14 protein-coding genes are annotated in these 14,458 nt (G+C 70.8%); all 14 read right to left on the bottom strand.

Annotated elements, in window-relative coordinates:
* Positions 1-608 (bottom strand): thiamine pyrophosphate-binding protein (locus Aple_RS19255; protein WP_246264616.1); only part of this gene is annotated, 608 nt, incomplete at its 3' end.
* A 132-nt stretch (positions 609-740) separates the two neighbouring features.
* Positions 741-1,685 (bottom strand): acyl-CoA dehydrogenase family protein, encoded by a 945-nt coding sequence (locus tag Aple_RS19260; RefSeq protein ID WP_155346014.1) that lies wholly within the window; start codon positions 1,683-1,685, stop codon positions 741-743.
* Entirely contained in the window at positions 1,685-2,857 is a 1,173-nt protein-coding gene (locus Aple_RS19265) for an acyl-CoA dehydrogenase family protein (RefSeq protein WP_155346015.1), read from the bottom strand. The genes Aple_RS19260 and Aple_RS19265 overlap by 1 nt, the downstream gene beginning before the upstream one ends.
* Positions 2,854-3,861 carry an acyl-CoA dehydrogenase family protein gene (locus Aple_RS19270; RefSeq protein WP_155346016.1) on the bottom strand — a complete coding sequence of 336 codons (1,008 nt, stop codon included), beginning with the start codon at positions 3,859-3,861 and terminating at the stop codon, positions 2,854-2,856. Before Aple_RS19270 ends, Aple_RS19265 begins: the two co-directional genes overlap by 4 nt.
* Entirely contained in the window at positions 3,858-5,057 is a 1,200-nt protein-coding gene (locus Aple_RS19275; protein WP_155346017.1) for an acyl-CoA dehydrogenase family protein, read from the bottom strand. Before Aple_RS19275 ends, Aple_RS19270 begins: the two co-directional genes overlap by 4 nt.
* On the bottom strand, positions 5,044-5,835 hold the full coding sequence (locus tag Aple_RS19280) for an SDR family NAD(P)-dependent oxidoreductase (protein WP_155346018.1): 792 nt from the start codon (positions 5,833-5,835) through the stop codon (positions 5,044-5,046). Before Aple_RS19280 ends, Aple_RS19275 begins: the two co-directional genes overlap by 14 nt.
* A gap of 9 nt (positions 5,836-5,844) precedes the next feature.
* Positions 5,845-7,404: an AMP-binding protein gene (locus Aple_RS19285; protein ID WP_155346019.1), complete on the bottom strand. Its 1,560-nt coding sequence runs from the start codon at positions 7,402-7,404 to the stop codon at positions 5,845-5,847.
* Complete coding sequence (locus Aple_RS19290) at positions 7,401-8,204, bottom strand: ABC transporter ATP-binding protein (protein ID WP_155346104.1); 804 nt, start codon at positions 8,202-8,204, stop codon at positions 7,401-7,403. The genes Aple_RS19285 and Aple_RS19290 overlap by 4 nt, the downstream gene beginning before the upstream one ends.
* A 2-nt stretch (positions 8,205-8,206) precedes the next feature.
* Positions 8,207-8,947 (bottom strand): ABC transporter ATP-binding protein, encoded by a 741-nt coding sequence (locus Aple_RS19295; protein ID WP_218038413.1) that lies wholly within the window; start codon positions 8,945-8,947, stop codon positions 8,207-8,209.
* Entirely contained in the window at positions 8,944-9,987 is a 1,044-nt protein-coding gene (locus tag Aple_RS19300) for a branched-chain amino acid ABC transporter permease (RefSeq protein WP_155346020.1), read from the bottom strand. Before Aple_RS19300 ends, Aple_RS19295 begins: the two co-directional genes overlap by 4 nt.
* Positions 9,984-10,853 (bottom strand): branched-chain amino acid ABC transporter permease, encoded by an 870-nt coding sequence (locus Aple_RS19305; RefSeq protein WP_155346021.1) that lies wholly within the window; start codon positions 10,851-10,853, stop codon positions 9,984-9,986. The genes Aple_RS19300 and Aple_RS19305 overlap by 4 nt, the downstream gene beginning before the upstream one ends.
* Positions 10,854-10,884: 31 nt before the next feature.
* Entirely contained in the window at positions 10,885-12,081 is a 1,197-nt protein-coding gene (locus tag Aple_RS19310; protein ID WP_155346022.1) for an ABC transporter substrate-binding protein, read from the bottom strand.
* The gene (locus tag Aple_RS19315) at positions 12,078-12,881 is read right to left on the bottom strand and encodes an enoyl-CoA hydratase/isomerase family protein (RefSeq protein ID WP_170321558.1); all 804 of its coding nucleotides are present in this window, start codon (positions 12,879-12,881) and stop codon (positions 12,078-12,080) included. The genes Aple_RS19310 and Aple_RS19315 overlap by 4 nt, the downstream gene beginning before the upstream one ends.
* A gap of 62 nt (positions 12,882-12,943) precedes the next feature.
* A complete protein-coding gene (locus tag Aple_RS19320; RefSeq protein ID WP_170321559.1) occupies positions 12,944-14,455 on the bottom strand; it encodes a class I adenylate-forming enzyme family protein in 1,512 nt (503 codons plus the stop codon).
* Between the last annotated feature and the right edge of the window lie 3 nt (positions 14,456-14,458).

Genomic DNA, 14,458 nt, shown 5'->3' on the forward strand with positions numbered 1-14,458 from the left:
GACGTGGACGTGGACGGGGACGTGGACGTGGACGTGGACGTGGACGTGGACGGGGACGTGGACGTGGACGTGGACGTGGACGTGGACGTGGACTGAGACGCGGACAGAGACGTGGACAGGGAGCAGGGCTCGTGCGCGTAGTCGGTGGGGATGCCCACGACGACGGGCTGCGCGGCGCGGCGGGTGCGGCGGAACGCGAGGGAGAGGACGTCGTCCGCGTCGGCCAGGTGGTCGAGCCGCAGGTACTCGGCTCCAGACGAGCGCACGATCGCGTCCGTGGGGACGCGCTGCACGTTGTCGTGGTCCCAGGACGGCGTCTCCCCGGCGAACAGCACCAGCGGCAGGTGCGATCGGGTCGCGTCGGCGAGCGCTGTGACGGTGTTGGTGACAGCTCCCTGCGTGATGGTGGCGAGGCCCACCCGGCCCGAGACGCTCGCGTACCCCGCCGCCATCAGCACCGCGGCACCCTCGTGGGTCGCGGCGACGTAGTGTCCCCCGCGCTGAACGAACGAGTCGACGAAGAACAGGTTACTGTCGCCCGTCACGCCGAAGAGCGGCGTCTCCAGCTCGGCGCATACCCGAGCGAGCTCCGCGTGGAACGAATTCACGGTTGTCGACCTTTCTCCAGCGAACTGCATCGAACGGGGCAGCGGGAGCCCATACGTGGGTGCCTTCCGCCGCGCGATCAACCTGACCGGAGCGCCGCCCTGGTACGGACGCCGCACGCGGAGCGGACCGGCTCAGCCTGCGCCCTGCTTTTCCGCGAGGGAGAAGGGCCCGGCGAAGCCGAACTCCTCGATGGCGGCGCGTAGCAGGGCGAGGGTCGCCCCCCGGTCCGTGGGGAGGCGGAGTCCCGGCTGGGCGTGGCGTACGAGAACGGATATGTCGTATTCGTCGGCGAAGCCGGACGCGCCGTGCAGCTGCTGTGCCACGCGCAACGCGAGCTTGACGACCCGCTGCGCCTCCAGGCGCACGCTCAGGGCGTCGACCAGCGAGGGGGAGGAGTCGGTGAACGTGCTCCACAGGCTGAAGCGGCACAGCAGGTCCAAGCCCTCCAGCCCGACTGACTGGTCGGCCAGGCTGTGCCGGATGGTCTGGAAGTCGCTGAGGTGCTGACCGAACTGCTTGCGGACCTTGGTGTGGGCGATCGCGAGCTTGAGCGCTCGTTGCCCGATCCCGAGCAGGTGATAGGCCCCGAGCACCAGGCTGAGCCGCCGGTCGAGCACGGGTGCCGTGCCGCCCGTGGGCCGCAGCCGGACGGTCATCGCGAACGGCGCGACCTTCGAGTCGACGGCGGCGACGGGTTCGGCGTCGAACAGGTCTCCGGTGAGGGTCGCGGCCGTCCAGGTTCCGGCGGTCAGGGCGTGGTCGATGACGGGATGGTGGGCGTCGACGAGCGCGAAAGGCGTTCCGGGGGAGGTGCGGAGCAGGACCGCGGCCAGGGGGAACGGCACGGCGTGGCTGCCGCCCACCCGGCACAGCTCGGCCGCGGCGACGGCGTCGTCGAGGCCGTCGCGCGGGTCGATGTCGTACAGGCCGATGCTCGCCAGGCACTCCTCCGCTTTGGCGGCGGCACTCGGGTCGGACTCCGCGTCACGCGCCAGATCCACGCCTCCCGCGCCGCGCAGGGCGGTGTCGGCGACTCGTCCGAAGTCGAGTGCCGTCTCCGGCAGTTCGATCCGCATCAGGCCACCGCCTGGCGGCCGAGCAGCTCGCGGGACACGATCTCGCGCTGGATCTCGATCGTTCCGGATGCGACCGTCGCGGCCTGGGCGTATCGCCAGTGGTCTTCGAACGCTCCGTGAGAGGGGGCGTTGGCCGCCGGGCCGAGGAGGGAACGCGGGCCGAGGAGCTGGGACACCACTTCGGCGACCTGTTGGTCGCAGGTGGTGGCCGCGATTCGCGCCTGGCTGGCTTCCAGGTCGACCATTCTGTTTCCTTCCTGGCGTTCGACGGCGCGATAGGCCAGCAGGCGCGCCACCCGTACCTGGACCAGAGCGCTGGCCCAGTCGTTTCTGAGCCCTTCGTCGTGATCGGACCATTCGTGGCGGAGCATGTCTCGCAGCAGCCACAGCAGGCGCTCGCAGCGCGCGTACCTGGCGATGCCGACGCGCTCGTGGGCGAGAGCCGCCCGCATGACGCCCCAGCCCGAGTCGACTTCGCCGAGCATCTCGCCGTCGGTCGCGACGACGGAGTCGAAGAAGCATTCGTTGAGGTGATGCGGGCCGAGCATGCTGTGGACGGGCCGGACCGTGATGCCCTCGCGGTCCATCGGAATCAGGAAGAGCGAGATGCCCCGCCGGCCGCTGTCCTTGGCGCCCGTTCTGGCGGCGAGCACGCACCAGCCGGCCATGCCGGCGTAGGAGGTCCAGATCTTCTGGCCGGTGATCTCCCAATGGTCGCCGACCCGCGTCGCGCGCGTCTGGAGGGAGGCGAGGTCGGAGCCGCTTCCCGGCTCGCTGAACCCCTGGCACCAGATCGCCTCGCCCGTGGCGATGGGGGGCAGGTGCCGGGCCTTCTGCTCCGCCGTCCCGTACGCCATGATCGCGGGGCCGACCCAGTTCAGGCCCATGTACTGGGCTCCTCGTGGCTCGTGGTGTGCCCACATCTCCTCGCGGACCACCGTCTGTTCCCAGACCGAGCCGTCGGAGCCGCCGAACTCGCGGGGCCAGGCCACCGTCAGCAGTCCTTCGTCGGCGAGCAGGCGCGAGAAGCGCTGCGTCATCGCCAGGTCGGCCGGGTCGTCGGTGAAGGCGCCCAGGAAGTCCGGTGGGAAGAAGTCGGCCACCATTCGCCGCAATCTGCCACGCAGTTCGGCGGCGGACTCTCCCATGGTGAAGTCGAGCACGGCAATCATCTCCTCTCACCGGGCGATGGGATGTCCTGGAGCAGGCCTTCGGCTACGGAGCGCCGCAGCGAGCGGGTGCTGCCGCCGAGGGCCTGGTTGAGCTTGGCTCGTCGTACGAGCAGGTGGCAGGGGTGCTCCCAGGTGTAGCCGATGCCTCCGTGGATCTGCAGGGCCAGCCGCGTGACCTCGGCCGCCGCGTCACAGCTGGCCGCCTTGGCCATGGCGATCGACGTGTCGCTGGACTGCGCCACCGCCGCCTCCACCAGGACATCGGCCGACTCGACCAGGACGAACATGTTCACGCAGTGGTGTTTGACCGCCTGGAAGGAACCGATCGGCGCCCCGAACTGCTCTCTGATCTTCGCGTACGCCACGGAGAGCGCGAGCGCGCTCTTGGCGATTCCAAGGCTGTCGAGCGCGAGGCCCACGGAGATTCGCCGCTCGACCGCGAGCTTCAGAGCGGTCGCCTGATCACCTCGGGCGAGGATGGTGTCGAGCGGAGCGTCGTCCATGACGAGGCGCCAGAATCTGCGCGTCGGGTCGGAGGCGCTCATCTCCTCCAGCCGTTGTCCATGCGACCTGACCAGGACCGCGACGGGCTCGCCGTCGTCCTCCGCGAAGACCAGCACCCGCTCTACGTCGCCCAGGCACCAGGAGATCTCACCCGAGACGCGCACATCCGCCAGCTTCGGTGGCGCGTCCCGTCGCGGATCGGAGCCCCACGAGCACGCGACCCCGCCGGGATCCGCCGGGATCACCGGATTGACGCACAGGCCCGCCAGCAGCTCGCCGGGGCCGAGGGCGCCGCCCAGTTCCTGGATGGCGATCGACGCGAACGCGAACCCGTCGTCCTCGTCCTCGAGGTCCCACCAGCCCAGACCGTGGGACACCTGGCGCAGGCGCACCGCGTCGGGGGGAAGCGCGCCGCTGGAGGCGTACTCGGCGAGCGGGGGCCAGGAGTCGGCCAGCACGCGCTGCACGACCTGCCGGAAGCTCGCACGTTCGGCGGTCATCGGGAGCCTCCTCTGGGCAGGCCCAGGATGCGCTCGCCGACGACGTTGCGGAGCACGTCGTTGGAGCCGCCGCCGATGGTCCACTCCCACGAGCTCAGGTAGTCGTCGAACCAGTGACCGGTCTGCCACGCTCCCGACCGGCCGTGCTCGCCTTCGTGCCCGGCCAGCCCCGCCAGGGCCAACCCATCCTTGCTCATGTCCTGCAGCAGCTCGCTGTAGACGAGCTTGAGGATGGAGGCCGCGGCGGTGTCCGTCCCGTCGATCGACGCGTCCAGGACGCGGGCGACCAGGAGCCGGAACGACTCCACCCGCTCGGCGTAACACCCCAGAGTCTCAAGGGCGGCGGTCCGCTCGCCGGGCGGCAGCGCGGCCACCTCCAGCGTCAGGTACCGCAGGCCGGCGACCATCTCCTCGGATCGCTCGAGCATGGTGAGCCCGCGTTCCTCGCCGAGGGTGGCGTTCGCGGTCCGCCAGCCCTCGTTCTCCGCGCCGACCAGGGCCGTCACCGGAATCACGACGTCGGTGAGGAAGATGTCGGCGAACTCCTCGTGCCCGCTCGCGTTCCGGATCGGCCGGACCGACACGCCAGGGGCCGAGAGGTCGAGCAGGAAGTAGGAGATGCCCGCTCGCCCCGGACCCCCCGTGCGGGCCAGCAGCAGGCACATCTCCGCCTGCGTGGCGCCGCTGGACCACGTCTTGTGGCCGTTGAGCACGTAGTGGTCGCCGCGCCGCTCGGCGCGGGTGCGCAGACTCGCCAGGTCGGAGCCCGCGCCCGGCTCCGAGAACCCCTGGCACCACCGCTGCCCGGCGCGGATCGCGGGCAGGTATTCCGTCCGCTGCTCGTCCGATCCGGCGGTGATGAGCGTGGCCGCGGCGTGGTAGAGCGCGACGAAGTGCAGATCGAGGCGTGGCGCGCCGGCCCGGATGAGCTCCCGAGCGATGGTCAGCTGATCGGCTCGCGAGCGCCCGCCACCCCAGGCGGCGGGCCAGTGCGGGAAGGCGTAGCCCTGCCCGGCCAGCCGGAGAAACCACTCCCGCTGCAGCTCGGCCCGCTCCGCCGGGTTCGAAGCGCTCATGCGCTCACGCCAGCCGGCGGCGTCCTCGGACCGGCACCAGGTTCGCACCTCCTCGGCGAGATCGGCCGGGCCGTGCCCCGGCCGCCCCGGCCCTTGGCCGTTCCGTTCAGGGAGTGACACGGATCGTTCCCCCGTCCACCTGGAGCGACGCGCCCGCGATCCACGACGCCCGTTCCGAGCACAGGAAGGCGATGGCGTCCGCGATCTCGCGGGCCTCGCCGACCCGTCCCGCCGCGATGGGCTGCAGTTCGAGCATGCGGCGCTCGACCTCCTCGGGGGTCGATCCGAGGCGTTCCGCCTGCGCCTGGTAGCCCGCCACGATTCCCTCAGTCCGGGTGAGGCCAGGATGAACACAATTGGTCAGGACCCCGTCCTTCGCGTAGGCGAGGGCCAGCGACTTCGCCGCGTGGAGGAGCGCGGCCTTCGACGATCCGTACGCCGCCCAGCGCGGGTCTGCCTCCCGCGCGGCCGTCGAACCCACGAAGACGACGCGCCCCCATTTGCGCTCGCGCATGGCGGGCACGCACTTCATCGCCAGGGCCACGGCGCTGAGCACGTTGAGCTCGTACAGCCGGATCCAGTCCCGCCAGTCGAAGGTGCGCAGCGGGCCGTGCCCGCCGCCGGCCACGCACACCGCCATGTCCACCTGCCCGTACGCGGCGACCGCGGCCTCGTACATGCCGTCGGCGGCACCGGGCTCGGCGGCGTCGGCGACGTGCGCGACGGCGTCGACTCCCGCCTCGTGCAGCCGGGCCACCGCAGCCGTCAGTTCAGGTTCCCCCCGAGCCGACAGGAGCAGCCTGACGCCGGCCCGGCCAAGCTCCTCGGCGGCGGCCAGGCCGATGCCCTTGCTGCCGCCGGTGACGATCGCCACCCTGCCCTTGATGTCCAAGTCCACTTAGTTCACTCACCTGTCGGTTGAATCGTTGCTTGTCAGGCGGTCCACCACGTCGGCGGTCAGACCTTCCGCCCGCAGGCGCGCCTTCTCCACCTTGTGGGTCGGCGTCCGGGGCAGCGTCGGGAGCACGCGCCAGTAGCGGGGGAGCGCGTACCGGGGCATGTCCTCGGCGGCGCGGGCGATCACCTCGTCCAGGTCGGCTCCCGGTGCCAGGACCAGGGCCACCATTACCTCGTCCTCGTCGGAGGTGTCCGGGCGGGTGGCGTACACGGTGCAGTCGAGGACCTCGGCCTGCGCGAGCAGGACGGTTTCGACCTCCCAGGCCGAGATGTTCTCCCCCTTGCGCCGGATCGCGTCCTTGATGCGATCGCTGAAGAACAGGTCCCCGTCCGGGTTGAGCCAGCCCGAATCGCCCGTCCAGAACCACAGGTCCCGGGTGGCCTTCACGGTGTCCTGCGCTCTGCCCAGGTATCCCCGCATGAAGATGTCCGGCCGCTTCGGACGCAGACAGATCTCTCCGACCTCGCCCGGGTCCGCCTCCTGGCCGTCGGGCCGCATCACCCGCACCGCGAAGAGATCGCCCTCACGGCCGACGGATCCGACGGGGGAAGGGTCGGAGGACCGGTTGATCGTCGCCATCGGCGCTTCGCTCAGCCCGTACACCTCGGTGATGGCCACGCGGAAGCGGTCCTCGAACTGGGCCCAGACCTCGCGTTGCGCCCCGGCACCCCAGGCGAGCCTGACCGCGTGATCACGTGCTTCCGCGGCGCTGAGCTCCTGCGACGCCTTGAGGATCATCCCCAGCACCGAGCCCAGGTAGTTGAACGCGGTGATCCCGCCCGCGCGGCAGATCTCCCAGAAGCGCGAGCTGCTGAACGCGCGGTCGAGCTGGAAGCCGCACCCGGCGACGAGCGCGGCGGTGACTCCCGTGTACCGGGCGTTCTGGTGGTAGAGCGGGAAGAAGTTGAGCAGGGCGTCGCCGGGACCGTAGCCGTTGAGCCGCGCGACGGCGCGGGCCAGCTCCACGCACGACTCCTGCGAGTGATGCACGCCCTTGGACGGCCCGGTGGTGCCGGAGGTGTAGAGGACCACGCCTGACGACGTGGCCGAGACCAGTTTCCCGTAGTCCGCCGCGCCCGACGCGGGAGCCAGCGGATGGACCGTCGTTCTCCCCAGGACCTCCTCCGCCGCGCCGGACACCAGGACATGGCGGACGTCGGTGCCCTCGACGCACGCCAGCACGGTGGCCAGGTGCTGGGCGTCGCAGCAGACGACCTGCGCGCCGGAATCGCGCAGCAGGAAGGTGAGCAGCTCGCCGCGGTAGTTCGTGTTGAGCGGCACCTCCAGGCAGCCGAGCAGCGCCGACGCGAACCAGACGGCGATCGCCTCCTCGCTGTTGTCCATGTAGGTCGCCACCCGGGACGAGCTGCCGACCCCGAGCGAGCGCAACTGCTCGCCGACGGCGCTCACCCGCCCCATCAACGACGCTTTCCGCACGTCGGCGCCATCCACCCGGAGGCCGGCGTCGCCGCCCAGCCAGGTGTCCAGAAGCCGCGGAAGGGGATTCACTCGCTTTCCACCTGTTCTTTCGAGCCGCGCCCGATATAGGCCGCGACGACCTCCGGCGAGTTCAGCACCGTCTCCGGCGGCCCGGCGGCGAGCACGGCCCCCGCCGCCAGGACCACGACCTCCGAGCAGAGCTGGTTGATCACACGCATGTCGTGCTCCACCACGACCAGCGTCGGCCCGCCCGCCACCCGCAGACCCGCGAGGACCTCCACCACCTCCTCCTTCTCCGCGCGCGAGAGCCCGGCCGCCGGTTCGTCCAGGAAGATGCAGCGCGGGTCGCTGACCAGTGCCCTGGCCAGGTCGACCCGCTTCTGGATGCCGTAAGGAAGCTCCTTGACGGGCCGGAAGGCATACTGCGCCAGGCCGACCCGTTCGAGCGCGTGCAGCGCTCGCTCCCGCGCGGCGCGCTCGGCTCTGCGGGCCCTGGGCAGGCCGAGCGCCGCCGAGACCAGGCCGGTACGCAGGCCCACATGGTCGCCCACCATCACGTTGTCCACCGCCGGGAGCTCGCCGACCAGCTGGGCGCCCTGGTAGGACCGGCTGATCCGCCGGAGCGCGAGCTGGTGGGGTTTGATGCCGGTCGTCCGGTCGCCGTACAGGTAGACCTCGCCCGAGCTCGCGGGGACGAGCCCGCTGACGCAGTTGAGCAGCGTGCTCTTGCCCGCGCCGTTGGGGCCGACCAGGCCCGAGGTCCGCCCCGCCGCGAACGCCACGGTGACGCCGCACACGGCGTGCGTGCCGCCCAGCCAGACGTCGAGTCCCTCGGTACGCACCGCGTCGTTCTTCGCTTCAGCCGACATCGTCACATCTCCAGGCCGAGGTAGGTCTGCCGGACCCGCTCGCTGCCGAGCACGTCGCCCGCCGGGCCGCTCAGCACCACGGAACCGGTCTCCAGCACGTACGCGTTGTCCGAGATGCTCTGCGCGGCGCGGACGTTCTGCTCGACCACCAGCAAGGTCGTGCCCCAGGACGCCACCACCGAGCGCAGCATGTCGAAGACCAGCTCGACCGCGATCGGCGACAGGCCCAGCGAAGCCTCGTCCACCATCAGCAGCCGCGGCTTCAGCAGCAGCGAGCGCGCGATGCCCAGCAGCTGCCGCTCCCCGCCGCTGAGCTGACCGGCGGGCAGGTTCAGCCGCTCGGCGATGAACGGGAACATCGCGGTGACCTCGTCGACCAGCGCCCGCCGCACCGCCCTGCTCCCGGACATGGGGACGGCCCGGAGATTCTCGTCCACGGTGAGGCTCGCGAAGACCTTGGCCTCCTCCGGCACGAGCGCCAGCCCGCGCCTGGCCATGGCGCGCGGCGACAGGCCCGTGACGTCGGCGCCGGCGAACGTCACCCGCCCGCCGCGCACCCGTCCCGGCTCGCTCGACGCGAACCCGCCGATCCCGCGCAGCAGGGACGTCTTGCCCGCCCCGTTGGCGCCCAGCACGAGGCAGACCTCGCCCTCGCGTACGACCAGGTCGACGCCGTCCACCGCGACGCTGTCACCGCCGTACGAGACGGTCAGGGACCGGACCTCCAGCAGCGGGCCGTTCATCGCGCGCCCTTCCTGGACGGCATCCGCAGGGCCGCCACCCGCTGGCCGAGACCTGCCAGGCCGTCCGGCCGCCAGACCAGGAACACCACGACCAGGGTGCCGTAGATGATCAGCTGGAAGTCGCCCAGGTTCTGCTGGAGGAAGCCCGCCACCACGGCGTCGGAGGGCAGCAGCGCGATCGCCCGGGACAACATGGGCGGCAGCAGGACGACGAAGCACGCGCCGGCGATGGCGCCGCCGCTCGAGCCCATGCCGCCGATGATGACCATCGCGATGTACTGGATGGCCAGCTCCAGCGTGAAGTTCTCGATGTAGACCGCCTGCTGGTAGTAGGCGAGGAACGTTCCCGACATCGAGATGATCGCGGAGGAGACCACGAAGGCCGCCAGCTTGTAGGCCGGCAGCGAGATGCCCTGGCTCGCCGCCGCCAGCGGCGTGTCCCTGATCAGCATCCACGCGCGGCCGAACTTGCTCTTCTTGAGGTTCTCCACCAAACGCCAGGTGGCGAGCACCACCACGACGAGCACCGCGTACCACTTGATGGCGTTGTCGATGAGCAGGCCGCCGATCGAGGCCGTCGGGAGGAAGAACCCCGCCGACCCCACCGCGCGGGTCTGGTACTCGTTGAACACGAAGATGAGGATGAAGTGCAGGGCGAGGGTGGCGATGGCCAGGTAGATGCCCGACACCCGGAGCGCAGGCAGGCCCGCGAGCAGCCCGACCACCGCTCCGACGAGCACCGAGCCGACGAGCACCACCAGGAAGGGCAGCTCCAGCTGGACGGCTCCGATGGCCGCGCCGTACGCGCCCAGCGCCAGCAGCGCGCTGTTTCCCGCCGTCACCAGGCCGACGAACCCGGTGACCAGCGTCAGGGCGAGCGCGCCCAGCGCCGCGATCAGGGCGGTGGTCACCAGGGAGAGCTGGTAGTCCCGCAGCGCGAGCGGCAGGACGCAGACCAGGGCCAGGATCGCGACACGCCGCAGCGCCGGGCCCCGGCTCGTGGTCGCGGCGGTGTCGAAGAAGGTCCGTACCGTCGTCATACCCGCTGCACCTGCTTGTCTCCGAACAGTCCCTGGGGCCGGATCAGCAGCACCACGAGGATGACGATCCAGGCGGCCACGTCCTGGAACGAGCCGCCGAAGACCTTGGTGCCGAACGTCTCGGCCAGGCCCACGATCAGGGCGCCGGGAATCACGCCCCGGACGCTGGTGAGGCCGCCGATCAGGGCCGGCGCGAGACCGCGCATGCCGAGCGCCTCCACGCCGTGGAAACTCAGCGCGGTCTGGTACGCGTACATGATCCCCGCGATGGCCGCCACGGTGAGCGCTATCGCCCACCCCAGCACGTAGACCCAGTCGACGGCGATGCCGCCCTGCGCGGACAGCACCGGGTTCTCCGCCGCCGCCCGCATCCGGATCCCGACGATCGAGAACTTGAAGAACGTGTGCGCCGCGGCGAACACCAGGACGGCGGCCCCGAGCCCGCACAGGCCGTACAGGGTGGTCGTCATCTGATCGCCGAAGGTGATCACCTGGGTCGGCACCGGTTCCCGCATGACGCGCGCCTCGGTGCCCCAAATGAGGGAACTGACCCCCTTGAGCGCGCTCGCCAGACCGAGCGTGGCCACCACCAGCGCGAACTCGGGCTGCCCCGACAGCTTCTTGAACACCACCCAGTGCGTCACGGCGCCGAGCGCGGCCACGGTGGCCAGGGTGCCGAGCACCACCACCGGCCACGGCAGCTGCCAGCTGGTCGCGAACTGGTTGAAGATGAACGCCCCGATCGCCAGCTGGGCGCCGGTGGCCAGGTTCAGGATGCCGTTCGTCCGCCGCAGCAGCACCCAGGCGAAGCCCACCAGGGCGTAGATGGCCGACAGCGTCAGCGCGCCGAGCAGGAGGGTCAGCATCGGCGGACCCTCCGCCGCGAGACAAAGACGATCATGAGACGGCCTTGACCCAGTCCGTCAGCGGCTTGGCCTGGTCGGCGCTCTGGTCCCAGGTGAAGAAGCGCACGGTCTTCACCAGTTCGTGGCTGTCGGCGCTCACCTGCAGCGGCCCGGAAAGGCCGTTCGTGTCGATGTCGCCGAGCTTCTCCATGGCGTTCCGGAAGCTCTCCCCGGTCGAACACTGCGCGCCGCAGGCCTGGAGCGTCTTCTCCAGCAGGGAGCCGGCCACCCAGCCCTGCGTGAAGTACGGATTGGTCATGTTGTTCGCCTCGCCCGCCTTGGTCGCCGCCGCCTTCATCGCGTCGACGGCGGAATTGCCCGTCTCGGTCGGGCTCGCGTAGGTGCGGAACGCCGCGTACTTGTCGCCGAGCTGCTTCAGGGTGGCGTCGGACGAGCCCGCCCACTGGTTCACCACGAGCACGTCCACGCCCTGCGCGCGCAGCCCGCGCACCGCGACGAGCGATCCGGCGTCGTTGTGGCTCATCAGGACGTAGTCGGGGTTGCTCGCCTTGATCTCGGACGCCTGCGCGGTCACGTCCGTCGGCGCGACGGGCATGTACTGGACCGTCGCGGCCGTCCAGCCCCGAGCGGCGATGTCCTGGGTCGCGAGCTTGACCATGTCGCGGTTGGAGGGCGTGTCGACGGAGAAGACGGCGATGCGCGGCTTCTCGATCCCGTCCTCCTGCGCGCGCGTGGCGAGGTAGTTCAGGATGGCCGACTCCAGGCGTTCCGCCCGGAGCTCGTAGGAGAAGTAGTACGACTGGACCGGGTCGAAGAGGCTGGCGGGACCGCCGAGACCGACGATCGGCATCTTGCTCTGGGCGGCCACGGGCAGCGTGGCCAGGCTGAGGTTGGAGAGGATGAAGCCGAACGTGGCCAGCCGCTTCTCGGACACGAACTGCTGGACGTTGGCCCGGCCCTTGGCGACGTCGGAGCCGTCGTCGAGGACCTTGAGGTCGATCTTCTTGCCGTGCACCCCGCCTCGGCTGTTGAGGTCGGCGACGTAGGCCTTGAATCCCGCCGCCGCCGGCTTGCCGTTGAAGGAGATCGCGCCGGACAGGTCCATGGACATCCCGATGGGGTAGTCACCCTCGGACGAGGATTCGGACGCGCCGCCGCAGCCCGCCAGAACCATCGTCGCCGCGAGGCCGCATGCCGCGGCAGCGGTCCTCGTCTTCTTGTGAATCACTGGTCGTTCCCTTCATCACCTGGTGGAACTTGTGGGACATCCGGCTTCACTCTCGCCCCGAACCTGTGGAGATGAAGTCGTGCTTCCTCGCTCAGGAGCGAGTCGTAGGCATCGCTCATGGACGGCAGCGGCATCGCCTCGTTGAAGATCGACTTCAGCTTCGCGATGGCCGCCTGCGAGGATTGTTTGAGCTGGTCGAGCAGGGTGCGAACCCGTGCGTCCAGGTCGCCGGCGTCCTCGGCGACCTCGGACAGCAGCCCGGCCCGCATGGCCTCCTCGGCCGTGAACGGCGAACCCGTGTACATCCAGCGACGCAGCACGGCGTCCGGAACCCGCCCCCGCAGCAGGCGCGGGAGGTGCCCGTCCACGATCCCCACCCGGGCCTCCGGGATGGCGAAGGTGGACGTCGCCGTGGCCAGGCGCAGGTCGCACATCATGGCCAGGGTGAGACCGCCGCCCATGCACAGGCCGTCGATGACCGCGACGGTCGGCTTCGGAACCTGCCGCAGCGCCTCGAACGGCAGGTCGTCCTCGTACGACAGGATCGCCGCGGGGTCCGCGGACGAGAGCAGCGCCAGCATCTCCTTGAGGTCGCCGCCCACGGCGAAGGACCCGGACGAGCCCTGGACGACGAGGGCGTCGATGGAGGTGTCGGTGCGCACGGCGCGGGCCACATCGCGCACCGCCGCGTACATCTCGCGGTTGAGGGCGTTCTTCGCCCGCGGGCGGTCGAGCGTCAGCCACGCGACACGATCCGCCACCTCGACGCGGACGAAGGTCGACGACGGCCTGGATATCACGATGCGGCTCTCCTGACTTGTGAGGTTGGTGACGGCTATCTAAGCTATCTTTTAGAAGATAGTCAACGGCTGGAGATGAAGCAGCCGGGTCCGCAGGCCGGGTGCGCCGCGGCGAGCAGGCCTCGCTCGACCTTGCCGGTCACGCCTCTCGGGAACTCCTCCGCCGCCAGGACGTGCACCGCCTGAGGGCGCTCGAAGCGGGCGAGCGCCGCCGTCGCGGACTCCAGCACCTCGCGCGCGTCGGCCTGGTGGGCCAGCGCCACATAGGCCGCCGGCACCTGCCCGAACCGCGGGTGGGCCGCCGGGACGACCGTCGCCTCGGCGACCGCCTCATGGCTCAGCAGGGCCCGCTCGATGGTGGCGGGATACACGTTCTCGCCGCCGCACTTGAACATGCGCCCGCGCCGTTCCACGAAGGAGAGGGCGCCGTCGGCCCCGGCGCGGACGAGGTCTCCGGTCCTGAACCAGCCGTTCGCGAACTCCGCCCTCGACACGCCGCCGTCCGACCAGTAGCCGCTGAACAGCGTCGGGCCGCGCAGCCAGAGCTCACCGGCCGAGCCCGGCTCGACGTCCGCGCCGTCGGCGTCCACGACGCGGTGCTGGCAGAACAGGGTGGGGCGTTTGTCGAGAATCGGCTGGTCGCCGTCCCAGGTGAGCCTCGACGCGCCGGGGACCAGGCCCGCTTCCGTGCTCCCGAACGTGTTCAGGTAGGGCGCCCCCAACCGGCGCTCCGCTTCGCGGAGCTGCTCGGCGGGGACCAGGTCCGCCATCGCCCCGGCGCATCTGAGCGAGCGGGGGCGTCGGCCGTCCAGCGCGCGGAGTACGTCGTCGATCACGCCGGGGATCAGGAACAGCCAGCCCACCTCGCGGGTGACCAGCTCAGTCGCGATGATGTCGGCGTCGAAGCGTTCGAGGAGCACGAAAGTGCCGCCCAGGGCGAGCGTGGCGTACAGGTAGTCGGCCGAGGAGATGTGGAAGAGCGGCGCCCAGCCGATGAAGGCGTCGGACGGCTCGACGCCCAGCTCGGCGTGGAGCACCAGCGCGCGGGCCACCATCGCGGCCTGGGAGATCGCCACGCCCTTGGGCCGCCCCGTCGATCCGCTGGTCGACATGATGGTGATCAGGTCGGAGCCGCGGACCGCGTGCGGGTCGATCCCGTTCGCCCCGGACGCGCCGAGCCCCAGCCACCGGGGATCGCCTTCGTCGAGGTCCACCACCGCGACGTCCGTGGCGGCCCGCGCCACCTCGGCGAACGTGCTCGTCGCGAAGACCGCCTTCGGCGCCAGATCCGCCACGACCGCCGTGGCCGCCTCGGCCGAGAGCCGCCAGTTCACCGGCGCGACGACGGCGCCGGCCGTGGCCGCGGCCACCATGAGCAGCGCCACCTCGAGCCGGTTCGGGGCGAGCACCGCCACCCGGTCACCGCGCCCGACCCCGAGCTCGCGAAGCGCCCGGCCCACCGCTCCCGCCCGGCGATAGAGCTCCCGGTAGGAGAGCTGCGCCTCCGCCGTGGCGAGCGCCGTACGGTGAGGGTGCTCGCGACACCGTTGCCAGAACGCGTGCGCGAAGGTCATCTG

The organism is Acrocarpospora pleiomorpha (assembly GCF_009687885.1).
Taxonomy (GTDB): domain Bacteria; phylum Actinomycetota; class Actinomycetes; order Streptosporangiales; family Streptosporangiaceae; genus Acrocarpospora; species Acrocarpospora pleiomorpha.

Bases quoted from the DNA above. Each gene is read 5' to 3' on its own strand.
- Aple_RS19295 (WP_218038413.1), bottom strand. From the start codon at position 8,947: ATGAACGGCCCGCTGCTGGAGGTCCGGTCCCTGACCGTCTCGTACGGC.
- Aple_RS19270 (WP_155346016.1), bottom strand. From the start codon at position 3,861: ATGACCGCCGAACGTGCGAGCTTCCGGCAGGTCGTGCAGCGCGTGCTG.
- Aple_RS19305 (WP_155346021.1), bottom strand. From the start codon at position 10,853: ATGCTGACCCTCCTGCTCGGCGCGCTGACGCTGTCGGCCATCTACGCC.
- Aple_RS19260 (WP_155346014.1), bottom strand. From the start codon at position 1,685: ATGCGGATCGAACTGCCGGAGACGGCACTCGACTTCGGACGAGTCGCC.
- Aple_RS19320 (WP_170321559.1), bottom strand. From the start codon at position 14,455: ATGACCTTCGCGCACGCGTTCTGGCAACGGTGTCGCGAGCACCCTCAC.
- Aple_RS19300 (WP_155346020.1), bottom strand. From the start codon at position 9,987: ATGACGACGGTACGGACCTTCTTCGACACCGCCGCGACCACGAGCCGG.
- Aple_RS19290 (WP_155346104.1), bottom strand. From the start codon at position 8,204: ATGTCGGCTGAAGCGAAGAACGACGCGGTGCGTACCGAGGGACTCGAC.
- Aple_RS19265 (WP_155346015.1), bottom strand. From the start codon at position 2,857: ATGATTGCCGTGCTCGACTTCACCATGGGAGAGTCCGCCGCCGAACTG.